The 25470-nt window shown below is 47.1% G+C and carries 19 protein-coding genes and 1 pseudogene; 1 reads left to right on the plus strand and 19 read right to left on the minus strand.

The window, feature by feature from the left end; all coding sequences use genetic code 11:
* Positions 1–2 precede the first annotated feature (2 nt).
* The 19 genes and pseudogenes from WMO62_RS10015 to WMO62_RS10105 all read right to left on the minus strand — a co-directional run bounded on the left by WMO62_RS10015 (position 3) and on the right by WMO62_RS10105 (position 23784).
* The gene (locus WMO62_RS10015) at positions 3–845 is read right to left on the minus strand and encodes an ABC transporter permease subunit (RefSeq protein ID WP_147601524.1); all 843 of its coding nucleotides are present in this window, start codon (positions 843–845) and stop codon (positions 3–5) included.
* On the minus strand, positions 846–1697 hold the full coding sequence (locus WMO62_RS10020; protein ID WP_117496887.1) for a carbohydrate ABC transporter permease: 852 nt from the start codon (positions 1695–1697) through the stop codon (positions 846–848).
* Between the two features lie 99 nt (positions 1698–1796).
* A pseudogene (locus WMO62_RS10025) lies at positions 1797–3158 on the minus strand (ABC transporter substrate-binding protein).
* Positions 3159–3382: 224 nt separating this feature from the next.
* Positions 3383–4762 (minus strand): citrate/2-methylcitrate synthase, encoded by a 1380-nt coding sequence (locus tag WMO62_RS10030; RefSeq protein ID WP_349144568.1) that lies wholly within the window; start codon positions 4760–4762, stop codon positions 3383–3385.
* A 210-nt stretch (positions 4763–4972) separates the two neighbouring features.
* Complete coding sequence (locus WMO62_RS10035) at positions 4973–5845, minus strand: Rpn family recombination-promoting nuclease/putative transposase (protein ID WP_349144569.1); 873 nt, start codon at positions 5843–5845, stop codon at positions 4973–4975.
* Between the two features lie 262 nt (positions 5846–6107).
* Entirely contained in the window at positions 6108–6902 is a 795-nt protein-coding gene (locus WMO62_RS10040) for a polysaccharide deacetylase family protein (RefSeq protein ID WP_349144570.1), read from the minus strand.
* 152 nt (positions 6903–7054) lie between these two features.
* Positions 7055–7927, minus strand: a complete 873-nt coding sequence (locus tag WMO62_RS10045) for a DMT family transporter (RefSeq protein WP_349144593.1) — start codon at positions 7925–7927, stop codon at positions 7055–7057.
* Between the two features lie 94 nt (positions 7928–8021).
* Positions 8022–9938, minus strand: a complete 1917-nt coding sequence (locus WMO62_RS10050; protein ID WP_435390481.1) for an ABC transporter ATP-binding protein — start codon at positions 9936–9938, stop codon at positions 8022–8024.
* Between the two features lies 1 nt (position 9939).
* Positions 9940–11694, minus strand: a complete 1755-nt coding sequence (locus WMO62_RS10055; RefSeq protein WP_349144571.1) for an ABC transporter ATP-binding protein — start codon at positions 11692–11694, stop codon at positions 9940–9942.
* Positions 11687–12127: a MarR family winged helix-turn-helix transcriptional regulator gene (locus WMO62_RS10060; protein WP_349144595.1), complete on the minus strand. Its 441-nt coding sequence runs from the start codon at positions 12125–12127 to the stop codon at positions 11687–11689. Before WMO62_RS10060 ends, WMO62_RS10055 begins: the two co-directional genes overlap by 8 nt.
* Positions 12128–12280: 153 nt before the next feature.
* Positions 12281–13153, minus strand: a complete 873-nt coding sequence (locus tag WMO62_RS10065; protein ID WP_349144572.1) for a putative ABC transporter permease — start codon at positions 13151–13153, stop codon at positions 12281–12283.
* A 31-nt stretch (positions 13154–13184) separates the two neighbouring features.
* A complete protein-coding gene (gene purB / locus WMO62_RS10070) occupies positions 13185–14618 on the minus strand; it encodes an adenylosuccinate lyase (protein ID WP_178754063.1) in 1434 nt (477 codons plus the stop codon).
* 46 nt (positions 14619–14664) lie between these two features.
* Positions 14665–16113, minus strand: a complete 1449-nt coding sequence (gene purF, locus WMO62_RS10075) for an amidophosphoribosyltransferase (protein ID WP_435390480.1) — start codon at positions 16111–16113, stop codon at positions 14665–14667.
* A 144-nt stretch (positions 16114–16257) separates the two neighbouring features.
* Positions 16258–17043, minus strand: a complete 786-nt coding sequence (locus WMO62_RS10080) for an amino acid ABC transporter ATP-binding protein (protein WP_118596711.1) — start codon at positions 17041–17043, stop codon at positions 16258–16260.
* A 15-nt stretch (positions 17044–17058) separates the two neighbouring features.
* A complete protein-coding gene (locus WMO62_RS10085; RefSeq protein ID WP_117496895.1) occupies positions 17059–17745 on the minus strand; it encodes an amino acid ABC transporter permease in 687 nt (228 codons plus the stop codon).
* A 109-nt stretch (positions 17746–17854) separates the two neighbouring features.
* Positions 17855–18736 carry a transporter substrate-binding domain-containing protein gene (locus tag WMO62_RS10090; protein WP_349144573.1) on the minus strand — a complete coding sequence of 294 codons (882 nt, stop codon included), beginning with the start codon at positions 18734–18736 and terminating at the stop codon, positions 17855–17857.
* 94 nt (positions 18737–18830) lie between these two features.
* Positions 18831–19550, minus strand: coding sequence for a tetratricopeptide repeat protein (locus tag WMO62_RS10095; protein WP_349144574.1), 720 nt, complete (start codon positions 19548–19550; stop codon positions 18831–18833).
* Entirely contained in the window at positions 19528–20640 is a 1113-nt protein-coding gene (locus WMO62_RS10100; RefSeq protein WP_118596708.1) for a DUF5716 family protein, read from the minus strand. The genes WMO62_RS10095 and WMO62_RS10100 overlap by 23 nt, the downstream gene beginning before the upstream one ends.
* A 15-nt stretch (positions 20641–20655) precedes the next feature.
* Positions 20656–23784 carry a DUF5717 family protein gene (locus WMO62_RS10105; RefSeq protein ID WP_349144575.1) on the minus strand — a complete coding sequence of 1043 codons (3129 nt, stop codon included), beginning with the start codon at positions 23782–23784 and terminating at the stop codon, positions 20656–20658.
* Positions 23785–23904: 120 nt separating this feature from the next.
* On the opposite strand from WMO62_RS10105, the gene WMO62_RS10110 reads away from it, so the two are divergent.
* The gene (locus WMO62_RS10110) at positions 23905–25026 is read left to right on the plus strand and encodes a pyridoxal phosphate-dependent aminotransferase (protein WP_349144576.1); all 1122 of its coding nucleotides are present in this window, start codon (positions 23905–23907) and stop codon (positions 25024–25026) included.
* The last annotated feature ends 444 nt before the right edge of the window (positions 25027–25470 follow it).

Genomic DNA, 25470 nt, shown 5'->3' on the forward strand with positions numbered 1-25470 from the left:
AATTATCCTTTAACTGCTCCTGCAGCTACTCCTTTGATAATATGTTTTTGTCCGAGCAGGTATACGATCACGATCGGGATAACTGTCAGCATAATACTTGCCATCATAGGACCCATCTCTACTTTTCCGTAGCTTCCACGGAAATACTGGATCAACATAGGGATCGTCTTGTATTTCTTGATATCCAGTACCAGTGTCGGCAGAAGATAATCGTTCCATACCCACATAGCTTCCAGAATTCCTACAGATACCAGCGTCGGCTTCAGGATCGGAAGCACGATCAGGAAAAAGGTCTGGATCGGATTACATCCATCGATCATGGATGCTTCCTCGATCTCCAGCGGAATGGATTTCATAAAGCCTGCAAACATAAATACTGCCAGTCCTGCTCCAAATCCCAGATAAATGATCCAGATATTCCACGGAGTGTTGAGTTTCAGACTGTCCGCTGTCTGTGACAGGGTGAACATGACCATCTGAAACGGAACCACCATAGAAAATACAAAAAGGAAATATAACATCTTCGATACCGGTCCTTTGACTCTGGTAATGTACCATGCGCACATGGAACAGCAAACCAGGATCGCGATCACCGATGTAATGGTGATCAGAAGGCTGTAACACAGACTCTGCAGGAATCCTTTGGATGCAATGGCATTGATATAATTTTCAATACCTGCAAAGGAATCTGCAGTCGGCAGGCTGAATGCGCCTGCGGTGGTGATCGCTGTCTCCTTTTTCATGGAATTGAACAGGATCATAATAATGGGATATACATATAATACTGCCAGTATGGATAAAAGTACAACCCATATAGAATCTATCATTCTCTTTTTCTTACCCATCTACTGCTGCACCTCCCTGGAACGTGTTGCCTTCAGCTGAATCATGGAGATTGCAATGACCAGAACACAGAACAGAACTGCTTTTGCCTGTCCAAGTCCTTTCCATTGGGCTCCTGCCCTCGCATAGAAGGTCTGGTAAATATTGAGAGCAAGCATCTCTGTGAAATGGTTCGGATCTCCACCGGTCAGAGCCAGATTCTGATCAAAGAGCTTGAAGGAGTTGGTCAATGTCAGAAATACACAGATGGTGATAGACGGCATTACCATAGGAAGCTTTACCTTCCAGAGGGTCTTCCACCAGGTAGCTCCATCGATCTGTGCTGCCTCGATCAGATCATCCGATACATTCTGAAGTCCTGCAATATAGATGATCATCATGTAACCAATCTGCTGCCAGCACATGAGGATGATCAGTCCCCAGTAACCTGCACTGGTATTCAATGCCAGAAGCGGTTTTCCAACAATGGAAAGCACACAGTTGATCAGAATCTGCCAGATATATCCAAGCACGATTCCACCGATCAGGTTTGGCATGAAAAAGATGGTTCTGAAAATATTGGTTCCTTTTAATTTCCGTGTCAGAAGCAATGCCAGGATAAATGCGATCACATTGATCAGCACGATCGAAGCAACGGCAAATAACACCGTGAACTTAAAAGAATTTGTAAATGTACTGTCCGTAAAGATCCGCTGATAATTGCCGATTCCGATAAACTTTGCGTCCTTTACGGTAGTGAACTGACAGAAGGACAGATACAGTCCTTCTATGAACGGAAGAATAAAACCGATCACAAATGCCAGGAATGTGGGCAGTACAAATATCGGTGCATATCGTTTGACTGCTTTTTCCATAAATTCTGTACTCCTTTCTCTCGTCAGTCAGAATTTTGCGATAAAAGGGGCAGGCAAGTAACTTGCCTGCCCTTTTCAACGGTTCTGCTGTTCCGTTATCTACTGTCCATTTGCCAGCTGATACTCAGTTGCCCATCCATCTACAAACGCGGATACTACTGCATCCCAGTTTGCATCGGTCTGATCTGCTGCGTAAGCGGTCAGTGCCTGTCCTAAGCCATTCTTCCACTCCTCAGACGGCATGGTTGTGAAGTTCCATGATACCGGAGTCTTGCCTTCTGCAGTGTAAGCAGTATCCTGTTTTACAAACAGGTTCGGAGATTCCTGTGCGCCCTTGAACGGAATAACGAATCCCATATCGTCTGCCATGGTCTTGGTTCCCAGCTCAGAAGTTACACACCAGTTGATGAAATCCAGTGTTGCCTGAATATCAGCTTCATCTGCCTGGTTATTTACACACCAGTAGTTCTCTGTACCAGTACACAGTCCCTGATTTGCTTCATCACCAGCACCGATATAGATCGGAATCATTGCCAGATCGTCGTCAGTGTATCCATCTTTGCCAGTCAGGTTACCATACTCCCAGGAACCATTCTGGAAGAAGACTGCATCGCCTGCCAAGAATTCATTTCTGGAATCATCACCGGTCTTAGCAGAGAGTTCTGCCGGATCGCAGGTGCTGTTGTTGATGTACAGATCCCAGATGTCACGGTAGTTGTCGAGATAGGTTCCTTTGATTGCATCTGTGCTGCTGATGCCATCTGTCTGATACTCAAAGTAGATCGGCAGGTTTGCCAGATGAGTCTTGAATCTCCAGTCAGAAGATCCATCCATACCAGCGGATGTGAATGCAGCAAATCCAAGCTCGGAAGAACGGGCGGTGATGTCCTCAGCCACTTTCTTCAGGTCTGCGAAAGATTTGATATCATCAATGGTATAACCAGCCTTCTCAAGTAATGTTTTGTTTGTGATCAGTCCATAAGACTCGATTACATATGCAACACCATATACGGTGCCCCCATCTTTCAGTGCGTAGTTGTCACTGGTAAGCTGTCCTTAAATATCACTGCCAGACAGGTCATAGCAGTAATCCTTCCAGTTTGCCAGACCAACCGGTCCGTTTACCTGGAACAGAGTCGGTGCTCCGCTCTTACCCATCTCACTCATCAGAGTTGTCTCATAATTACCAGATGCTGCTGTTACAACAGTTACCGGTACACCGGTCTCCTCTGTGTAAGCTTTTGCCAGATCCTGCCACTGCTGATCCTGCTCCGGCTTGAAGTTCAGATAATATACAGAACCTTCTGCTGTGGAAGTCTCGGTTGCTGCTGTGGAAGTCTCGGTTGCTGCTGTAGAGTCACCGGAAGCTGTACTGTCCCCGCCAGTTGATCCACCGCATCCTGCAAGCGCAGTCGCTGCAAGTGCACATGTAAGTGTCAGCGCTACTAACCTCTTTTTCATATCATTATCCTCCTGATCATCCTTTTCTGGAAACGTTTCCAGTTCTTATGAATCAATCATACGGCTTTTTTCAGATAAATACAAGTGATTTTTGTCGTCCATAATCATTTTCATCATATTTCTCATTTTTTCCATCACTTTTTTGTGAAATATCACAACAAGAAGACGCGATTCTCTGAACATCTGCCAGAAAATCGCGTCTTCTTTTTATACATTTGTAACTATTATTCGTGGCGTTCATCCAGTGCACAGTACGGTCTGTGGTATCCCACATATTTGTAGGCAGGACGGATGATCTTACCATTGTTGACAACTTCCTCCAGTCGATGGGCACTCCATCCGGAAATACGGGAGATTGCAAAAATCGGTGTATAAAGCTCCTCCGGGATCCCCAGCATGGAATATACAAATCCACTGTAGAAATCCACATTGGCACAGATTGGTTTGAACAGATGACGTTTTCTGGCGATTGCTTCGCCTGCCAGACGCTCTACTCTCTCATACAACTCATATTCTTTCTGCAGTCCTTTTTCCTCAGAAAGCCGCTTAGCATAGGATTTCAGAATCACTTCACGAGGGTCGGACAGTGTATAGACTGCATGGCCCATACCATAGATGAGACCGGATTTGTCAAATACTTTTTTATCCAGCATACCTTCCAGATATTTGGTCAGTGTTTTTTCATCCTCATAATCCGGACAGCATTTCTTAATATCAGCAAACATCTGCTGTACCTTCAGGTTAGCACCACCATGGCGGGGACCTTTCAGCGATGCAATGGAAGCTGCCGTAGCAGAATAGGTATCTGTTCCAGAAGAAGTGACTACATGATTGGTAAATGTAGAGTTGTTACCACCACCATGCTCCGCATGCAGCACCAGTGCCACATCCAGTACCTTCGCTTCCAGCTCGGTAAACTCCCCATCCGGACGAAGCATCTGCAATATATTTTCCGCAATGGACATATCTTTATTCGGCAGACGGATCACCAGCGTGTCGTCAGCATGAAAATGTCTCCATGCGCAGTAAGAATGAACTGCGATCTGCGGCATCTTTGCGATCAGCTGCAGGGACTGACGCAGTACATTGGGAACTGTTACCTCATCCGGGTTGGCATCATAACAATATAAGGTCAGAATACATCTCTGTAATGCATTCATCTGATTCTGGCTGGTAGCCTTCATTACTACGTCGCGCAGAAACTGTCCGGACAACTCCTGAAGACTCTTTACAATACGGACAAAGCTTCTAAGCTGCTTCGGTGTGGGCAGACTGCCAAACAACAACAGATATGTGGTCTCTTCAAAACCATATCTGCGATCTTCAAATCCTTGGATCAGATCATGTACATTATATCCCTGGAAATACAATTCTCCATCTGCAGGCATCTTCTTTCCATTCACACTTTTATATGAAAGGACATCGGATATCTCCGTCAGACCGGTCAGTACACCTTTACCATTGGCATCACGCAGACCACGTTTGACGTCATATTCTGTATAAAGTTCCTGATTGATCTCGCCAGATACTCTACATTCATTTACAAGCCGGTCGAACTGCTCATCCAGTTCTCTGCTCAATTCCATCATGGTAATATTGCTCATACAAACGCACCCCATCTGTCAGTTATTTTGTATACACGTATTCACGTTGCTTCCCATTATACAAAACAAGAAGAGAAATTTCAAGTGCTGATTGCAGGAAAAAGACCGATGCAGAACGTCTTCACAGCGCGCGCTTATTCATAAGATTATAGACGAATTCAAAAAGGCATGACTTTTTACAGTCATGCCCTTTGAAATGATATTGAAATCTTATAACAGATCCACCAGTTCTGCATCAGACTTTTTCGGATGCGTTACCAACAGATCACAGAGTTTCTGAACAAATTCCAGAGGAAGTCCAAGATCCTCCGCAATCAATTCTGGAGTCTTATGTTTTGTAAGAAACTGAAAGCGAATAATGGAAATCTTCCCTTCTGTCAGTCCTTTACTGTGCCCTTCCTCTCTGCCTTCACGTTTTAACATAGCTTCCTCTTCCCATCTCTGCATAAATTTCACCCCCATCTCTTCACTGGCTTTTATTTGCCTGACATGTTTATGAATTTTAAGAAGATTTTTGTTTGTATCTGGAATATCTACATTCAAAGCAGATTGTTCCATATAATTCAAAAACTGTATCAATTCCTCAGAAACTTCTTCAGCATTTGTTCCTCTTGTATTAAGAAAAATGCGGGTTGCGCCATCTTTCAGAATCAAAGCAGGATTTTCATCACAACGTGCATGAAATGTGTAACAGTACTTTCCTTCACCAAACAGATCAAATGGTGTAATCATGATTGTAAACGTATCATTTAACAAATTGAAACTTTCATCCCCAGGTTTCAGAAGTGACGAATCCATCACACTCTGATAAAATCGGCTCCGACGAAGTAAATCTGTTTTCTGGTTTTTCTGTGCTTCCGTGTTATAGATCCGCATATTTTCATCTACAGAATATACATCCAGTCGGATAGAACGGAGCCAGGGAGCCGTGCGAAGTTCCTTTTCTGTTTGAGATATTGAAAGCAATCTCAAATTCTCATCCCCAAGGATAATCCGTAGAGCAGCTTCATGTGCTTCTGGAATATCCATAACTTCATCAAACAAAAACTTATCAAGCAATGTTAATTCTTTTAGTGTTTTCAAAATATAGTTCTCCTTTATTGTATCTGCATTAGCTATGCGTTGCAAGAGAAATTACAAAAATATTTATTTTGCATAAAAATACTTACATCTGGTACGCGCAAAGAATCATGCAAAGATATAGATATTAAGATAATAGTTACTTTCGACGGACTGAATGTATACTTGGAACTAATATACATACAGATTTTGTTCAGAATAACATAACCAGGAGTTGGATGCAAGGAAAATCTACATTGAACAAGAAAAAGCCGCGGATTGCGGCTTATTTCGCATTTCCTTTTATAAACTGTCTTCCTTCATGATCCATCTCATAATTTTCTTTATAGATCAACTGTGAGATTGGTACGATTTCATACCCTTTCTCCTGAAGCCCGGTGATTACACGTTCCAGGGCATCCGGAGTGTATTTGGCACCATTGTGCATAAGAATGATCGAACCATTTCCAAGATGATCATTATCTAACACACGGGAGACGATATTGTCAGCTCCGTAGTCCTTCCAGTCTAAACTGTCAATATTCCACTGTATCACATGATATCCAAGACTGTTGGCCGCATCAATCAGTGTATCATTGTAATCTCCATAGGGTGGACGGAAGAGGATCATATCCTGTCCGGTCAGTTCCTTTACTTTATCATGAACCTTCTGAATCTCCTGTTTACATTCATCGGCTGACAGTGTGGACATCTGTTTGTGATTCTCACTGTGATTGCCAAGATCATGTCCAGCAGCAGCAATAGCTTTTACATCATCCGGGTAAGATTCCACCCACCCCCCAGTCATGAAGAACGTGGTTTTCACATGATACTTTTCCAGAATGGACAGCAAGGTCTCGGTTTGTTCGTTGCCCCAGGCAGCATCGAAGCTGATCGCAACTTTAGGACTTTCGGTATTGACACAGTAGATCGGCAGCTTTCTGGAACTCACAATTCCAGATGTGGGAGTTAACTGTTTCTGAAAGGAAAAAAGGCAGATGAGTACAAGCATCAGGCAAAGGCAGGGGGCGATCATGCGCTGAATGGAAAGAGCGGATAGAAAGGAAGCAATGCGTTTCATAAGACCTCCGGAATTATTCAGATATTTCTAAAATAATGTATGTATAAGGCAAAATGGATATGCCACTTTTTAAGATGTAAAACTCGGAATAGAGTAGAAATGATTTTCAAAAGACCGATGCAAGGTATTCTGCATCGGTCTTTTTGACAAAATCATACAGCCTTCTTCTCCGGCAGCTGTGCCAGAATGATGGCACAGAAGATCAGCACACAGCCAAACAGTTCCTTAAGACTCAGTCCCTGTCCCAGCAGTACCCAGCCAGCCAGTACCGAGAACACGGACTCCAGACTGAGAAGCAGGGAGGCTACCGTCGGATCTGCATTTTTCTGCGCTATGATCTGCAGGGTATACGCCACTCCACAGGACATTACACCGGCATAAAGCACCGGCTGCCATGCCTGCAGGATCTCCGTAAACACCGGCTGCTCCCACAGCAGAGTTGGAACTGCACTGATGATCGCAGCTGTCAGGAACTGGATCGCGGACATTTTCACGCCATCCACTTTCGGTGAAAAATGATCGATCACCAGAATATGGATTGAAAATGCAATTGCACACAGCAGCACCAGAAAATCTCCCAGTCCCAGGCGAAGGCTCTCCGTCATACACAGAAAATAGAATCCGACCACAGCGATAGCTACGCAGCCAATGATCAGCAGGCGTACTTTCTTACCGATAAATATCCCCAGCAGCGGCACGATCACAATATACATAGCTGTGATGAATCCGGCTTTTCCAACCGTCGTAAATAAGATGCCCCATTGCTGCAGAGTACTGGCAACAGCCAGTGCGATTCCACAGCAGATTCCACCAATGATCAGTGTCTTCTGTCCTGCACCTTTTTCTGCGCCCGTTTTCCGTTGACGATCCATAAACCAGATCACCGGCAGCAACACGATCGCTCCGATCAGGAATCTTGCCATATTAAAGGTAAAAGGTCCCACGTAATCCATGCCCACGCTCTGCGCTACAAATGCGCAGCCCCAGATCAGGGCTGTGAGCACCAGCAGGATATTATTTTTCATTCGATCCACTTCTTTTGTCTCCTCATATAAGTTTTCTGAAAACCACAAAATACCTGCCAGGTGTTGGCACCCGGCAGGCAATCATCTGATTTCCTTATGACAACTCAAAAGCTCCTGTATATAACTGGTAGTAACGTCCTTTCTCTGCCAGCAGAGATTCATGGTCTCCACGCTCAATGATCCGTCCCTGATCCAGAACCATGATCACATCTGAGTTCTTGATCGTAGACAGACGATGGGCAATGACAAATACTGTACGTCCCTTCATCAGCTTATCCATACCATTCTGTACAATGGTCTCTGTACGGGTATCAATACTGGAGGTTGCCTCATCCAGCACCAGTACCGGCGGGTCGGCGATGGCTGCTCTGGCGATGGCCAGCAGCTGACGCTCGCCCTGCGAGAGTTCCGAGCCGTCTCCATCCAGCATTGTATCATATCCTTGCGGAAGTTTGGTAATAAAATAATGTGCATTTGCGAGTTTTGCAGCTGCAACAACTTCCTCGTCTGTTGCATCCAGCTTTCCATAACGGATATTGTCTGCCACTGTTCCGGTGAACAGATGGGTATCCTGCAGTACCATTCCAAGGGATCTTCTTAAATCCGGCTTCTTGATCTTGTTAATATTGATGCCATCATAACGGATCTTTCCGTCCTGAATATCATAAAAACGGTTCAGCAGATTGGTAATGGTGGTCTTGCCGGCTCCGGTCGCTCCTACAAAGGCAATCTTCTGACCTGGCTTTGCATACATCTTAATGTCATGAAGCACGATCTTGTCATCGTTGTATCCAAAATCCACACCGTTAAACACCACATCACCCTGCAGTTTTTCATAAGTGACAGTGCCGTCTGCCTGATGAGGATGTTTCCATGCCCAGACACCGGTACGCACCGGAGATTCCGTGAGAGTTCCATCCGGCTGTTCCACTGCATTTACCAGCGTCACATAACCATTATCCACCTCTTCCGGCTCATCAAGCAGATCAAACACACGCTCAGCACCGGCCAATGCCATAATGATAGAGTTGAACTGCTGAGACACCTGCGTGATCGGCATATTGAAGCTTCTGGTCAACTGCAGGAAGGATGCCAGACCGCCAAGGGTCAGACCGCCGATTCCGGTAATAGCAAGGACAGATCCCACACCAAGAGTCAGCACATAGTTGATATTTCCAAGGTTCGCCATGACAGGCATCAGAATATTTGCATAGGTATTTGCATTTTTTGCACTGTTGAACAGTCCGTCATTAAGAATATAAAAATTCTTCTTGGACTCCTCTTCATGACAGAATACCTTTACAACCTTCTGGCCTTCCATCATTTCCTCAATATAACCGTTCAGTTTACCAAGATCTTTCTGCTGTTCAATAAAATATTTTCCACTCTGCGCTCCGATTTTACGAACTGTTTTCAACATAACGAAGATCATTACAATGATCAGCAGAGTCAGCTGCGGGCTCAGTACGATCATGGAAATAAAAGTGCCGATGATCGTGATGGAGCAGCTGAATAACTGCGGAATACTCTGACTGATCATCTGGCGCAAGGTATCCGTATCATTGGTATAGCAGCTCATGATATCACCATGTGCATGGGTATCAAAATATTTGATCGGCAGTTTCTCCATATGCGTGAACATCTCATCACGGATCTGCTTTAAGGTTCCCTGGGTCACATTGATCATCAATCTTGCATACAGATATGTGGCTGCAGTTCCTGCATAATAGATAACCGCCATCACAAGCAATGCCCGCAAAAGCGGTGCAAAGGTCGGATCTGCCGAGGTCAGGAACGGTGTAATATAATCATCGATCAGATTTTTAATAAACAGGTTTCCAGCTACTCCGGCAAGAGAGCTGATCACGATAGCGATCAGTACGATCACAAATTCCATTTTATAATATTTCCAGATATAACCGAGCAGGCGCTTCAGAGTCTTGCCCGGGTTACGGCTTCCGCGGCGCTTCATGCCCGGATTTCCACCTGGTTTCTGTCCCGATCCCATCATTTTACTCATTTTCTCCCGCTCCTTTCTGCTGTAATCTGTAAATATCGCGGTAGATCTCATTGGTTCTTAGAAGTTCGTCATGCGTTCCCATTCCTGAGATCCGTCCCTGATCCAGCACAAGGATACGGTCTGCATCCTGTACAGAAGAAATACGCTGGGCAATGATCAGCTTGGTCGTATCCGGGATCTCCTCACGAAATGCCTTCCTGATCAATGCATCCGTCTTGGTATCCACTGCACTGGTGGAATCGTCAAGGATCAGGATCTTCGGCTTCTTCAACAGAGCTCTTGCAATACAAAGACGCTGCTTCTGTCCACCGGACACATTGGTTCCGCCCTGCTCAATATAAGTCTCATAGCCCTGGGGCATTTTCTCGATAAATTCGCTGGCCTGCGCAAGCTCACAGGCATGACGGCACTCTTCCTCCGTCGCGTCTTTATTGCCCCAGCGGAGATTTTCAAGGATCGTGCCGGAGAACAGTACATTTTTCTGAAGCACCATGGACACCTCATTACGAAGAGTCTCGATGTCATAATCACGCACATCCACACCGCCGACCTTGACCGCACCGTTCAGTACATCATACAGACGCGGGATCAACTGTACAAAGGTAGACTTGGAACTTCCGGTTCCACCGATGATTCCAATGGTCTCACCTGAGTGAATGGAAAGATTAATATCACGAAGTACGCATTTTTCCTGCTGCGCTTCTTTATCCTGCTCGTCTCCGTAAGCAAAATCCACATGATCAAACTCAATGGAACCGTCTTTTACTTCGTAGACCGGCTGCTCCGGATTGGTCAGGCTGCTCTTCTCATCCAGTACTTCCACAATACGCTTTGCAGAAGAGATTGCCATGGTCACCATAACAAATACCATGGAGATCATCATGAGACTCATGAGAATCTGTATGGTGTAAGTAAACAGACTCATCAGATCTCCGGTGGTCATGGAGCCATTTCCAACGATCATCTTTGCGCCGATCCAGGAGATCAGAAGAATACAGGTGTATACTGTAAACTGCATCACCGGCTGGTTCATGATGACCAGACGCTCTGCATGGACACTCATCTTTTTCAGATTGTCTGTAGCATCACAGAATTTCTTATTTTCATGGTCTTCCCGCACATACGCTTTCACCACGCGGATACCGGTCAGATTCTCCTGAACGCTGGCATTCAGCTTATCATAGCCTTTGAACATCTTATCAAAGATCGGAAATGCGTGGCTTACGATAAATGCCATCACGCCGCCTAAGAATACCAGTGCGACCAGGAAGATCAGGGAAATCTTCGGACTGATAGATACACACATTACCAGTGCTGAGATCATCATGATCGGGGCACGGACAAACATACGAATCAGCATCTGGTATGCATTCTGTACGTTGGTCACATCGGTGGTCATACGGGTTACAAGGCCAGCTGTGGAAAAATGGTCAATGTTCTGGAACGAAAAATCCTGAATATTGTCATACATGGCCTTTCTTAAATTTTTACCAAATCCCATGGATGCTCTCGCTGCAAATACGCCGGACAGAGTTCCTGCTGCCAGAGAGAGCATGGCAACTACCAGCATCAGCAGTCCCATCTTCACCACATAATTCATATTTCCTGCTTCCACACCATTGTCAATGACTTTCGCCATCAGCATGGGCAGCAGCACTTCCAGAATGACTTCAAAAGTCACACTGATCGGTGAAAGCAGCGTATCTCGCTTATATTCTCCGATATATGACATGAGTTTCTTAATCATATTCTGCCTCCTTCAATCCAGTCTCCATTTTATTGATACAACGGATCCACCACGACCGTTCCTCCGGTGTGAGCCATCCGTTCATCTTCGATTCCATCTGCTCCAGACGATTGATGACCTCACTTTGTATCTTCATTCCTTCATCTGTCAGTACCAGCTCCTTTTGTCTGGCATCGGTACTTACGCTTCTGCGCTCCAGCAGTCCCCGCTTCTCCAGACACTGCACCACGCTGCACACGGATGACCGGCGGATCTTAAACTCTGCTTCCAGCTCCTTCTGAAATGCAGGTTCCTTCTTCCAGGCCTTCCACCACAGATAGCCCAGTACCCGGCTCTGCACAGAAGAGATCTCAAGATCTGCCATCTGCTGCTCTGTCGCTCTTCTTACCAGATGACTCAAGTCCATGATTGCCTTAATCGGATGATTCTCCATCTCCAAACTTATGGTCCTCCTTCCATAATATCTCAAGAGTCAGAGCAACTCGCATTGCTCTGACTCTCAGCAAAAAGTTAGAACTCTAACGATTATACGTTAGAGTTCTAATAAAGTCAACAAACAAAATATGAAATTTCTGTGAAAACCTGCTTACTGCCGGTTCCTCTTCTCTTTCAAACGATCCAGCCGAAGCTTCTTGATCAGATCCCGGATCTCTGCGGAGACGGTCTCTCCCCTGGCAGTCATAAAACGGGAACCCGGGTTGTGGGTCAGGAACCACTCGGCATTCTCTGCCATGCGGTTCTTCAACTGCTGCTGCAATTCCTCCAGCCGAACACTCTCCAGATCCAGGCTCTGCACCTTCTGTGCCAGTGCTTCTTTCTTCTCTGCGATATTTTCCGTCACAGTAGCTTTTGCAAATGTGGCTGTTGCTTCCAGCAGACGCTTTTTCTCAGCAGCCCGCTGTTCCAGCTCCTGCAGGATCTGCTCTGCCTGATCCAGCAGTTTTCTCAGATCCATGGCCTTGCGGAATGCGCCTGCAAAATCATATACCATGCAGACCGTGATCAGAAATGTCATAACTGACACAAATTCACTGTTGAGCCAGAATACAAACCGCTCCACCTGCGGCTGCACCACATAGACCATCATCACACTGAAGAATCCCCACACAATGGAGGAACTCAGACAAATATGACCTTTGTACTGAAAATGCTGGTTACTGTAATCCCAGTAGCGTACCTTGAACAGGCGCACCATGACCTCACCGGTCACAAGCTCCAGAAGTGTGGCACCGATCAGACCTGCAATGTACACTGCCGCCGGGTGCTGGTCAAAGGGCATAGTGATCAATAATACCAGGACAGCGCCACTTCCATATAAAGGAAGCCAGGGCCCCTTTAAGAAGCCCCGGTTCACAAAACAATGCTGCTTGAGCGACACATAAGTGGTCTCAAAACACCATCCAAATATACAATACAGATAGAAAAATGACAGCCACTGGCGAAATTCATAGTGAAACATAGATGTCCTCCCAGTTGTCTGTGTGCGTATCTTATACGTTGATGTCAGCTTTTACGCCAAGTAACTCTTTATTTGCATCCAGGATCGGCTGCACTACATCTTTCAGGAATGCAGTCACCTGAATCTCAGAACGTCCGGTATAACGAGCCGGATCCATGCATGCCTCCAGCTGCTCCAATGTCATGTTAAATGCCGGATCAGCTGCGATCAGCTCCAGAAGATTGTTGTCCTTACCTTCTACTTTCACATTTCTTCCTGCTTCCATGGAAAGCTCACGAATACGCTCATGCAGTTCCTGACGGTCTCCGCCTGCTTTTACTGCGTCCATCATGATATTTTCAGTCGCCATGAACGGAAGCTCACTTCTCAGACGTTTCTCGATCACCTTCGGATATACTACCAGACCATCTACCACGTTCAGGCACAGATCCAAGATACCGTCGATTGCCAGGAAGCCTTCCGGAACGGAAAGTCTCTTGTTTGCGGAGTCATCCAGCGTTCTCTCAAACCACTGGGTTGCTGAGGTGATCGCCGGATTCAGCGCATCCACCATCACATATCTGGACAGAGAAGCAATACGCTCACTTCTCATAGGATTTCTCTTATACGCCATTGCAGAAGAACCGATCTGAGATTTTTCAAATGGCTCCTCTACCTCTTTCAGATGCTGCAGCAGACGGATATCGTTGGACATCTTGTGCGCACTTGCCGCAATACCTGCCAGTACATTCAGTACTCTGGTGTCCACCTTACGGGAGTAAGTCTGACCGGATACCGGTACGCATTTCTCAAAGCCCATCTTCTTAGCGATCATAGGATCGATCTTGTCGATGGTCTCCTGATCTCCGTCAAAGAGCTCCAGGAAACTTGCCTGGGTTCCTGTGGTTCCCTTGGATCCCAGCAGCTTCATACCATCTAATACATATTCCACATCTTCCAGATCCATGCAGAACTCGTTGAGCCACAGGGATGCTCTCTTACCTACCGTGGTCGGCTGTGCCGGCTGGAAGTGAGTAAATGCCAGGGTTGGCAGTGCTTTATATTCATCTGCAAATTTTGCAAGCTCAGCGATCACATTGATCAGCTTTTTACGGACCAGACGAAGTGCCTCGGTCATCACGATAATATCTGTGTTGTCTCCTACATAACAGGAAGTTGCACCCAGATGGATGATTCCTTTTGCTTTCGGACACTGTACACCATATGCATAAACATGGGACATAACATCATGGCGAACTTCCTTCTCGCGGGCTTTTGCCACATCATAATTAATATCTTCTGCATGGGCTTTCAGTTCATCGATCTGCTCCTGTGTGATCGGAAGTCCCAGCTCCTTCTCGGTCTCTGCCAGTGCGATCCACAGCTTTCTCCAGGTGCGGAATTTCATATCCTGAGAGAAAATGTACTGCATCTCCTTGCTGGCATAACGCTCTGATAACGGACTGCTATATCTGTCTGTGCTCATGTTTTTGTTCCTTTCTGTTTTGTTTAAATTAATTATATCCACAGTGCTAGCGCTCGTAGTCGCCGCGAATATCCTCTTTCGGGGGATCCAACGGATATTTTCCGGTAAAGCATCCGCTGCAGCAGGGAAGTCCATCCACCATATCTTTCAATCTGTCCAGTTCCAGATAGGCAAGGGAGTCCGCTCCGATGATCTGACGGATCTCCTCCACGGACCGGTTATAAGCGATCAGCTGCTCACGGGCCGGCACATCGGTACCAAAGTAGCACGGATACAGAAATGGCGGAGAGCTGACTCTCATGTGCACCTCTGTGGCTCCCGCATCCCGAAGCATCTTCACGATTCGGTCACTGGTGGTTCCACGGACAATGGAATCATCGATCATGATCACACGTTTTCCATTTACCGCTTCTTTCAGAACATTTAATTTTACCTGCACACTGGATTCCCGGTTGCTCTGCTTGGGTTTAATAAAGGTTCTTCCTATATAACTGTTTTTTACAAATGCAGTTCCATAAGGAATTCCTGACTGAAGAGAATATCCCAATGCCGCTGCATTACCAGACTCCGGGACACCTACCACCAGGTCTGCCTCCACCGGGCTGTCCATAGCAAGATATTTACCTGCCCGAATACGGGAACTGTAGACACTGATGCCATCAATATGACTGTCCGGTCTGGCAAAATAAATGTATTCAAACACACAACGTGCTTCTTTTTCTTTTGGAAGACAACGACTCTTGTCAGAGACGATGCCTGTCTTCGGAGAGATGCTGACGATCTCACCCGGCTCCACATCACGGACAAATTCTGCGCCGATCGTATGAAGAGCGCAGGTCTCGGATGCCAGAATGTAGGTGTTATCTCTCTTACCAATACAGAGCGGTCGGAATCCGTAAGGATCTCTGGCTCCGATCAACTTTCTTGGGGACATAACGACCAGAGAATAAGCTCCCTGGATCTTATCCATGGCTCTTGCAACTGCTTCTTCTGCGGATTTTGCATTCACACGCTCTCTGGCAATATGATAGGCAATGACCTCAGAATCAATGGTCGTCTGGAAAATTGCTCCGCTGTACTCCAGTTCATGCCGAAGCTGTGGTGTATTGATCAGATTACCATTGTGGGCAACTGCCAGAGTACCTTTAATATAATTAAGGACCAGCGGCTGTGCATTCTCTCTGGTGCTGCTTCCTGCCGTGGAATAACGGGTATGCCCCACTGCAATATCACCATGCATTCCTTCCAGAATCTCCGGGGTAAATACTTCATTGACCAGTCCCATGCCCTTGTGGGTCGTCACTTTACGGGGTCCGTCCGTATCTCCTACTGCGATTCCGCAGCTCTCCTGTCCACGGTGCTGCAGTGCCAGCAGTCCATAATATACGGATGAGGCCACATCGCCTCCATCGAAATCATAGATACCGAACACACCGCACTCTTCATGCAGTCCATTCAGATCTTCTTCCATTTCAAAAACCTTCGTACTTTCCATCCGCTGTCATCCTTCCTGTCCGATTTTATAAAAAAATCTGCGTTGTACGCGAATAGTATAACTTGCGACAATGGGAATTTCAATATTTTGATTAGAATTTTTTATAAATTGTAACTTATTTATAAGAAAACCAGTCCAATTAAACTATCTCTGATTAAATCTGGATAAAAACTGTCTGGTCCGCTCTTCCTGTGTATGACCGAATACCTGATCCGGTGTACCCTGTTCCACAATAAATCCATTATCCATAAATACGACCTGATTGGCCACATCTCTGGCAAATGCCATCTCATGGGTAACGATGATCATGGTCATCTTCTGATCTGCCAGTCCTTTGATGACCTTCAGGACTTCACCGGTCAGCTCCGGATCCAGCGCGGAAGTCGGCTCATCAAAGCACAGAATATCAGGGCGAAGGGCCAGGGCACGGGCAATCGCCACACGCTGACACTGTCCGCCGGACAACTGATGGGGATAATTACCCATCCGGTCAGCAAGTCCCATATCTTTCAACAGCTCCACGGCCTGTCCTTCAATCTCGTCGTGGATCTCTTTCTTTCTCACTTTATAATCCGGCTGTTCCTTCTCCAGCAGTTCCTTGGCCAGCATAACATTTTCCAGTGCTGTATACTGCGGAAACAGGTTAAATGACTGGAACACCAGTCCAAAATGCAGCCGCTTCTTACGGATCTCTGCTTCCTGCGTGGAGGACTTCTGTGCAGCGTCAAACAAAGTCTCTCCGTTGACCTTGATAATTCCACCATCTGGTCTCTCCAGGAAATTCAGGCAGCGAAGCAGTGTCGTCTTACCGCTTCCTGAAGAACCGATGATAGAGAGCACCTGGCTCTTCTCCAGAGAAAAGCTGATGTCCTTGAGCACTTCCGTGCCTTCAAATGATTTGCAAATATGTTCTACTTCCAGAATTGGCATCTTCTTCTCCCTCCCTTACCTGAAATAATCCAGTTTTTTCTCAAGCTGTCCTAACAGAACGGTCAGAACACCATTGAAGATCAGATAATAAACTGCCGTGAAGAACAGCGGCCAGATGGCTCCTGAGATTCCCTGGGAACCTTTCATGAAAGCCTGTCCTGCCCAGATGATCTCCTGCAGTGCGATAATACGTGCCAGTGAGGTATCCTTTACCAGCGTGATGATCTCATTGGACATGGGCGGAACGATCCGCTTGATCATCTGCAGTAAGGTTACCTTAAAGAAAATCTGTGCTTTGGTCATGCCAAGCACCAGTCCTGCTTCTTCCTGTCCCTTCGGCACACTCTGGATCCCCCCACGGTAGATCTCAGAAAAATAGCAGGCATAGTTAAAAATAAAGGATACAGCAGCCGCCATAAAACGTCCGGTCTCTCCGCCGCCCCAGATCGTCTTTCCAAGAACCAGCCCTGGGAAATAATAGATGATCAGAAGCTGGATCATCAGCGGCGTACCACGCACGATCCATACGATCACTTTGGTAAAATAACTCAGCGGCTTAAACTGTGACATAGAACCGAATGCAATAATAAGTCCCAGCGGGAACGCGCCGATCAGCGTCACCAAAAATAACCTTAAAGTCTGTAAAAAGCCGATGTTCAGTGAATGAACAACGATCGGCATCTGTTGTAATATCAGTTCCATGTAAATCCTTCTCCTATTTCTCTTGTTTATTACGCACGAAAGCAGTGCAGTTTTCGCTTACGTTCCGACTGCACTGCCATAATGGTTTTCATTTCTTTTCAAACAGAACTTATTTGATAAGTGCTGCCTGTACTCCATAGGTCTCTGCAACCTTCTCCATACTACCATCCTCAAGGCTGGTTGTAAAGTAATCATTGAGTGCTGCTGCAAGATCGGAGCCTTTACGGAAGCCTACACCATACTCCTCGCTGTTCAGGCCGATGGTGTAAGTCAGATCTGCATATCCGGTTCCCTCACCGATCATGGCACCTGCCATCAGTGAATCGATGACTGCTGCATCAGAGCTCTTGGAAGCAACCTCCATCAGAGCATCTGCCTGAGAAGATACCGGTGTGTAGTTCAGGCCCAGAGCGCTTACCTCAGCCTCTCCTGCACTTCCTGCTTCTACTGCGAAGCTTAAGTCTTTGAGACTCTCTTCATCCTGATACTGATCAGCTACATCAGCCGGAACAACAACTACCTGTGCATTGTTAAGATATGCATTGGTGCACTCCATAGCACTGGTAACTTCGTCTGTCAGAGTCATTCCGTTCCATACACAGTCGATGGTCTTTCCTTCAAGCTCCAGGATCTTGTTATCCCAGTCGATTACCTGGAACTCAGCAGTTACACCAAGGCTCTCTGCGAATGCTTTTGCCATAGCAGCATCGAATCCGATCCACTCGCCATTCTCATCTTTGTAATCCATCGGCTCAAACTCGGTAATACCAACTACCAGAGTTCCTTTTTCTTTTACATATGCAAGATCGCTCTTAGCATCTGCTGCTGTGTCTTCTGCTGCCTCTGCAGTATCTTCTGTTGCCTCTGCATCTGCTGCTGTATCCTCTGCTGCTGCATCAGTTGATGCGGATGTATCTGCGCTGCTTCCACAACCGGTCACCATTGCTGCGGTCATGGCTCCTACTAACATAAGTGCTACTAACTTTTTCATAATAGATCCTCCTGTTGATCGTTTTGTATGCTACCACTCTACCATGGTAAAGCAATCAAATATGAATGAATTATAGCAAGCACTTCTATAATTGTCAACCAGTTTTTTGACGACTTCTGTAATCTTCTTCCCAGCGAAGCAGTTTTTTCTGAGGATCCGTGTCATCTGCCTCCGGTGTGCGCGCTTTCTTTCCGTTTCCCGGACGTTTTCCTGCTGCCAGCTGTTCTGCCAGCTCCCTGTATTTTCTTGTATCTTCATGAGGAGCGAACTGCATGGACGTTTCAAAGCACTCCACTGCCCGTTCAAACAGGAACTGCCGCACATAGCAGATCCCCAGATTGTTCCACACTGCCGCATAGAACTCTACGCCAAGCCGGGTATTCTGATGCATCCGCAGGATTCTTCGATACTCTTCCGCTGCCGCCCATTCGTTGCGGCTGTTCAGAAGTCCGTCCGCCCGGAGCTTTAAGCGCTCCTGTTCCTGCATAGTACCGAGGCTCTTCAGCTGCTCCCCCAGCTCTGCCAGTTCCTGATTGGTAAACAGATCCACTGCTCCCACAATGGAGATCACCAGATTCTGAAAGTTCGTCCCGGACTCCTTCCCATTGCGAATCCTTCTGGCAAGCTCTGAGGAACCGATCTCTTCCTCCAGCCAGCGGCACAGACGGTCATCGAACATCTGCGGCTCTGCCAGACAGATATTGTGATACAAAAACCATGCCAGTTCTTCCAGACTGTACATATTAAGACCCGCCTGTTCCAGAAAATACGGTGTCTTTGCCCTGCGGTATTTACAGATCGTTACCAGTGCCATGACCGTCCTCCTGTTCTTCCATCAAAAATGATTCCTTCCAGTACAGATCTGACGCGGGGTACAACTCGCCGAAGCCCAGGTCTGTCACCTTCACCTCACAGCGGTACCGGTCTGTAAAATGCGCCTCGACCAGTACTCTGGAAGCTCCATCCGGTCTTGCAGGCAGATCCGTCAGCTGGAACCGCTTTCTCACCGGATCTCCACCCATCATGGACTGAAAGTAAAATTCTAAAATATGATCTTCTCCCCGCAGCAGCATTTCTGTGTGACAGCCCGCATCGTACCAGCTGCATCCGGCACTGATCAGCGTGTAGATCACTTCTTTTCCATTTTTGATGCTGCGGATCCCCACATTGTGAAGCAGCGTCTGTTCATTTAAAAATAAATACTTTTTCTTTCCGCTCTGATCCCCCGCTGCTGCACAGGCACCTCTGGCATGAATCTGTTCCGCCAGAAAGACTCTCCGGTGAAAACAGATCTCTTCCCGGCTTTTCTTATAATCTCTGGCATTAAAATCTGTTCCCGCCAGAAAGACTGCCGACACCGGGCCACCTCCAAACCGCTCTTTGGCCAGCTGTGCCAGCTTTTCGTCCCGGCTTCCTTCCAGAAGAGTTCCCACATGCCAGTATTCCGGCTCTCCAGCCTTCACAAGCATGGGCATGGCCCGTCGGTTCACTTCCAGCCATGTAGCCTTGATCTCATCTGTGTCAAATTCCAGAAGCCAGACCCGGTGCTGCCAGATGTCCGGTGTCTGCTCCATCACAAAGGACACCAGGCTCTGGGTCTCGCTTAAGATCTGTAGCTGCTCTCTTAAAAATCCTGCTTCACAGGCTTCCTGCATATACTGCTCAATCGTCTCCTTCTCCATATCCGGAAGGACCAGAGATACCTGCATCTCTTCCTTGACAGCAAAGCGCTTCAGCGCGGACAGCACCTTCCGAAAGCAGGCACACCGGCCTGTCTGTCCTGTGAAATCAAGGGGCAGCGGCTGAGCCTCTTTCATCTGTATCGACTGATAGCAGACCTTTGGATATTCTTCCCGGTAATCCACTCCCACTGCCAGCGGATTCCGTCCACTTGTTATCTTCATCGCTCTCTTCCTCCGCTACCTTGCCCGAAATCCATCCTGCGTGATCTCCAGCAGCTCTTCATATTCTGCCATCATCCGGCGCAGTGCCTTTTCCTGATGAAGGTCCAATGCCCTCTGCATCCGGCACAGTCTCTCATAACGGGTCTTATTGTCTTCGCAGTCCTGTTGCTGTTCCAGCGTCTTTGATACGGTGGAGACCACGGTTCCATCCGGCTTCTCCTCCGTGAAAAACCAGGTCAGCCGTTCCCCGTAGAACAATGGGAAGGATTTTACAAAGATACCTCCGCAGACCGGGAACAATTGTACCGTCATATAATCAAAGGTCCGCTTTCCATGATATTCCAGCACATAATGAAGGATCACCTTGTGAGACGGATCACAACGATACTCCAGGACTGTCCTTGCATCCTGATACTCAATCTCATCGGTCAGCGGAACCAGCTGATCCATAAACGCAAACCGTGTCCGCCGGATAGCCGGTTCCTTCAGAAGTCTTCCCGCCAGCCGTTTCTGAGCATCCGTCAGAAGCAGAAGTGCCGAATACTGTCTGAGCACCGACAGCTCTGCCACCGTGCACAGATGGTCCTCCCACATAAGATGGTGTTCCAGACTTTGGAAAAATCCTTCCGGCACCGGCTCATTTTTCACAAAATCCTTCCAGCTCATATAATTCAGCCAGGCGCTGATCATGACCGGATCTCCACCTCGGTCATCCACCTGCTGAAATACCGGGAACACCTCTTCTGTCATATGCTCCGTAAACAGGGACTGTGCAAGTAAAGTATCCTCCAGCTCCGGCAATACCAATCCAAACTGGTCTGCCGCTTTCCACAATCTCAGAAGCTCTTCTGTATTTCCCTTAAGCTCCTCTGCCAGAAGTGCCACGATCTTCTCTGTATAAACACCTTTTCTAAACACCTCTCTGGCAAATGGCCGCAGGTGCTCTTTGGTATCTCTCTCATCACTGAGCAGACGCTGAAGAAGTTTTAACAGAGAACGGGGATCTACAAGCTTACATCCTGTCTCTTTCAGAAGAGCATACGCCTCTTCATCCTTTCTCACATAGATCAGGATCTCCAGATAGGCAGCCTGATCTTCTCTGGAAAGCTTTTCCGGATGCTCAATGACCAGCCGCTCGTCCAGTTCTTTTCCAGGCTCCAGTCTCCGGTGACGCTTCTCATAGTCCAGAACTTTAAGCTTCAGCTGCTGCGCATATGTTTCACTCAAGCCCTGATCTTCCAGAAGCCGATAAGCAGCATCCACATTATCATGGGTCAGACGGCCTTCCACTCCGCCCTCCACCAGATAGATGTTCAGCCCCCGGTTATTTTTCAGACGCATAAGACACATCTGCAGAAACCGCGGCTCGATCATCAACCGTTTCAGGTTATATTTTACTGTTCCCACATGCTCACGACCCGCCTCATCGATCAGAACGACCTTCGCCCGGGGCGTATAGACCTGTACCTGGGCAGTCCCGTTCTGTAAAGGCACGATCTGAGGGCGCTCCAGCTGCGCATGCACTACTTTTATCTGACGGATCCTCCGATCCTCACAGGTGACCTTTCTGGTAAATAAAAGCTCCGCCACTGCCGTCAGCTCTTCATTGTCCAGTGTCTCCGGCAGCAGACACCTTCCATACAGCCACGCCAGTTCTTCATTGATCCGACGCTCCTTGACCTGTTGAAGCAGAAATTCCTGCATCTTTTTTCTGTGCTCCTCGTACTCCGGCCTGCGGATAGCTCCGAATCGCACCAGATTGCTGTAGAACACAGTCTTCTGACGGCTGGTCAATGTGTTGTGATATTCAAAATACAACAGAATCTGCCGCGGAAGCAGCTTGTCATAGTCCTCCGGCAGAGAATAAATAAAATACTCATAGAGATTGGTGATCTTGGCATCCAGCTCCACGCCTTTTTCGTACCAGCCAAAAGCTTCCTTGTCTGTCCGATGCCCGCGGATGTAGACCGCACACACAGCTCCCACGGTCTCTTTACAGGGTTCCTTCTGATAACATCCCTTCAACAGACGCACAGCCAACGGAGACCAGCGCTTCAGCCTTACAGCCTGTCCTGCCGCCAGCAATGCGATCTGGGAAGTCAGAAGCCCATGTTCCGATGCCCATGCACAGATCTGCAGGACAAATCCATCCAGCCCCTGAAACAATGCTGCATCCTCACTCAACAGATTCCATGCTTCCAGATACAGAAGACGGTGCCTGGTACCCATCCGATACTGACGCTCCAGGATCCGATAACGGGTTCTCTTGTCTCTTAACAGTTCCGGATCCAGCTTCAGCAGAAAATATGTGAGCATCCAGTCTTCCGGGTATTTCTGGTAGAGTTTCCGAAGTTGGACTACCGCCTGTTCCGTCACCTGACCGTCTTTTCGATAAATGCTGTTCACATAGAGATAGAGTTCCTTCGTTCTCACATCCCGCTGCTGAAACAGTCTGGTCTTCTCATATTTGCGAAGGATCCAGCCGGCTTCCTCCTGACGGTTCTCAAGCCCCATCACCCATGCATTCAGAAGCATCCATGCAGAATGATCCGGATCCAGCTCCAGCAATGTATCCACATGAGTCCGGAACTCTTTTACCGCATCCTTCCGGCTACAGGTATGAAGCTCTGATTTTTCCATACAAAGCTGAAGACCCGCCAGTGCCTGCTCCCGCTTTCTCTTTAACAGCCATGCTTCACTGCGCCCTTTGCCCCTGCAAGGCTTCTCCTGCGCATTTTCTTCCGGCTCCTCAGTCTCTTCCGGCAGTGACAGATCTTCCAGATTCTCCACCGCAGGCTCCTGGGAACGGATCCTTATGGTAACCGGAATCTCATATTCTCCCGCATTGGATTCGATCCAGAGAGATTCTGTAAAGGTCTCTCCCGGCCGCAGATGCTCTGCATAATACGTATATTCCAGCCTTGCGGCTCTTCCAAAGAACGAGGACTTCTGAAAAGTCAGCCCTGGCACCCGGCTGAAGATCATGCCCTTCACCCGTCTCTCGTCCTGAGAGCTGACGATCAGATCCCCTTTGACTCCTTTTCCCGGATCCAGCTCAATCTCGATCCGCTCCGGCTCTGTGGTCAGCCGCACTTGGTCGTATGAAAATATTCCATTAGAAAAATCAATGATCTTCTCTTTCATGTGTCCCCCGTTGCAAATTTGCTTACTTCGTGTGATAATGAGGATATCTGATTATTATTATAACACCCATGGTTTATCTTTCGCAACCATGGCAGAGACTAACGCAAAGGAAATAAGATTATGAGTACAAGCATGGAACAGAAAATAGAAGGAAAAGAACATTTTCATGGCAGTGACCTGGAAAAAATCGAGAAATATTTTGGCATTCCAAAGGAAAAGATCACCGGATTCGGTGCCAACGTAAATCCACTTGGCATCTCTCCTAAGATGAAAGAAGGACTGGCCACACATCTTGATGTGCTGACTGCGTACCCGGACCCGGAATATACCGAGTTGCGGAAGCACATCGCCTCTTACGCCGGATGCAAACCAGAGCAGGTACTGGTAGGAAATGGATGTACGGAACTGATCTCTTTGTTCATCGGTATCCATCATCCGAAGAAAGCACTGGTCGTTTCTCCCACTTATTCCGAATATGAACGGGAATTAAGATTAGTTGGCAGCGAAGTCAACTATTATGCATTAAAAGAAGAACTGGATTTCCAGATGGATGTGGATGATTTCTGCCAGACATTAAAAGACGGCACAGAACTTTGCATTATCTGCAATCCGAACAATCCCACCTCCACAGCCACCACCCCGGATGACATGAGACAGATCCTGGAGTGCTGCAAGAATCATCACATTTTCCTTATGGTGGATGAGACTTATGCCGAATTTGCACCGGAAGATACCAGTGTGAGTTCCGTAAATCTCCTGTCAGAATTTGATAACTTTGCGATTCTGCGCGGCATCTCCAAATTCTTCGCCGCTCCGGGACTTCGTCTCGGCTATGCCATGACATCCGATCTGGAACTGTTGAAAAATATCAAGGAACAGATGAATCCCTGGTCCATCAACAGTCTGGCTGAACTGGCAGGCTCCTATATGTTCAATGACTGGGACTATATCCGCCGCACCAGAGACCTGATCTCCTCCGAGCGTGAACGGATCTATCAGGAGCTGCTGACCTGGAAAACCGTGAAAGTTTACAAACCTTATGCAAATTTCATTCTGGTGAAAATTCTCAAAGAGGGCGTGACCTCTTATGATGTATTTGTCCATGCCATCAAAAAAGGACTGATGCTCAGAGACTGCTCCACATTCCTCGGAATGGAAGATGAGACCTTCTTCCGGTTCTGCTTTATGATGCCTGATAAAAATACAGAGCTGCTGGCATGCCTGAAGGAGCTGCTGGGATAATCTGGTGAGACTCAGTTTAAGGTATTTCCCCCAATAACATATGATGTGCGAATACTGACATCATATGGAAGTGTATGAAGTGCAGTTCGGGATATATATAAGCTCGTATGAAGTGTATCGGACAGGAAAGCCCTGCAATATTGGCCGGATATGTACACCTATGGTGTACATCCCTGCCAATACAGCAGAACTTCCCTGTCCGCTCCAAGTCATACAGCGCATTATATTATATCCCAAACTGCACTTTATCATTTTCAGCTATATGATGTCCGCATTCGCACTTCTTATTTTCTACTTATCCAGCGCAATGCCCTGAACCGTGTCCCACAGGTTTCTTCCCGCTCCTTCAGGCATACCCAGTGCGGCAAGGAGCTTATTCCTTTTCCGTAAGAGCTTTGTGGTTGCCGGAAGCAGCGATCGAGACACAGGGTGGAGGATATTGTA

Origin of the sequence: Hominiventricola aquisgranensis, assembly GCF_040096225.1 — a bacterium.
Lineage (GTDB): Bacteria > Bacillota > Clostridia > Lachnospirales > Lachnospiraceae > Hominiventricola > Hominiventricola aquisgranensis.

Bases quoted from the DNA above. Each gene is read 5' to 3' on its own strand.
- WMO62_RS10050 (WP_435390481.1), bottom strand. From the start codon at position 9,938: ATGATGGGATCGGGACAGAAACCAGGTGGAAATCCGGGCATGAAGCGC.
- purB (WP_178754063.1), bottom strand. From the start codon at position 14,618: ATGAGCACAGACAGATATAGCAGTCCGTTATCAGAGCGTTATGCCAGC.
- WMO62_RS10040 (WP_349144570.1), bottom strand. From the start codon at position 6,902: ATGAAACGCATTGCTTCCTTTCTATCCGCTCTTTCCATTCAGCGCATG.
- purF (WP_435390480.1), bottom strand. From the start codon at position 16,113: ATGGAAAGTACGAAGGTTTTTGAAATGGAAGAAGATCTGAATGGACTG.
- WMO62_RS10015 (WP_147601524.1), bottom strand. From the start codon at position 845: ATGGGTAAGAAAAAGAGAATGATAGATTCTATATGGGTTGTACTTTTA.
- WMO62_RS10055 (WP_349144571.1), bottom strand. From the start codon at position 11,694: ATGATTAAGAAACTCATGTCATATATCGGAGAATATAAGCGAGATACG.
- WMO62_RS10060 (WP_349144595.1), bottom strand. From the start codon at position 12,127: ATGGAGAATCATCCGATTAAGGCAATCATGGACTTGAGTCATCTGGTA.
- WMO62_RS10080 (WP_118596711.1), bottom strand. From the start codon at position 17,043: ATGCCAATTCTGGAAGTAGAACATATTTGCAAATCATTTGAAGGCACG.
- WMO62_RS10095 (WP_349144574.1), bottom strand. From the start codon at position 19,550: ATGGCACTGGTAACGATCTGTAAATACCGCAGGGCAAAGACACCGTAT.
- WMO62_RS10030 (WP_349144568.1), bottom strand. From the start codon at position 4,762: ATGAGCAATATTACCATGATGGAATTGAGCAGAGAACTGGATGAGCAG.
- WMO62_RS10085 (WP_117496895.1), bottom strand. From the start codon at position 17,745: ATGGAACTGATATTACAACAGATGCCGATCGTTGTTCATTCACTGAAC.
- WMO62_RS10090 (WP_349144573.1), bottom strand. From the start codon at position 18,736: ATGAAAAAGTTAGTAGCACTTATGTTAGTAGGAGCCATGACCGCAGCA.
- WMO62_RS10105 (WP_349144575.1), bottom strand. From the start codon at position 23,784: ATGAAAGAGAAGATCATTGATTTTTCTAATGGAATATTTTCATACGAC.
- WMO62_RS10110 (WP_349144576.1), top strand. From the start codon at position 23,905: ATGAGTACAAGCATGGAACAGAAAATAGAAGGAAAAGAACATTTTCAT.
- WMO62_RS10020 (WP_117496887.1), bottom strand. From the start codon at position 1,697: ATGGAAAAAGCAGTCAAACGATATGCACCGATATTTGTACTGCCCACA.
- WMO62_RS10065 (WP_349144572.1), bottom strand. From the start codon at position 13,153: ATGTTTCACTATGAATTTCGCCAGTGGCTGTCATTTTTCTATCTGTAT.
- WMO62_RS10045 (WP_349144593.1), bottom strand. From the start codon at position 7,927: ATGAAAAATAATATCCTGCTGGTGCTCACAGCCCTGATCTGGGGCTGC.
- WMO62_RS10100 (WP_118596708.1), bottom strand. From the start codon at position 20,640: ATGAAGATAACAAGTGGACGGAATCCGCTGGCAGTGGGAGTGGATTAC.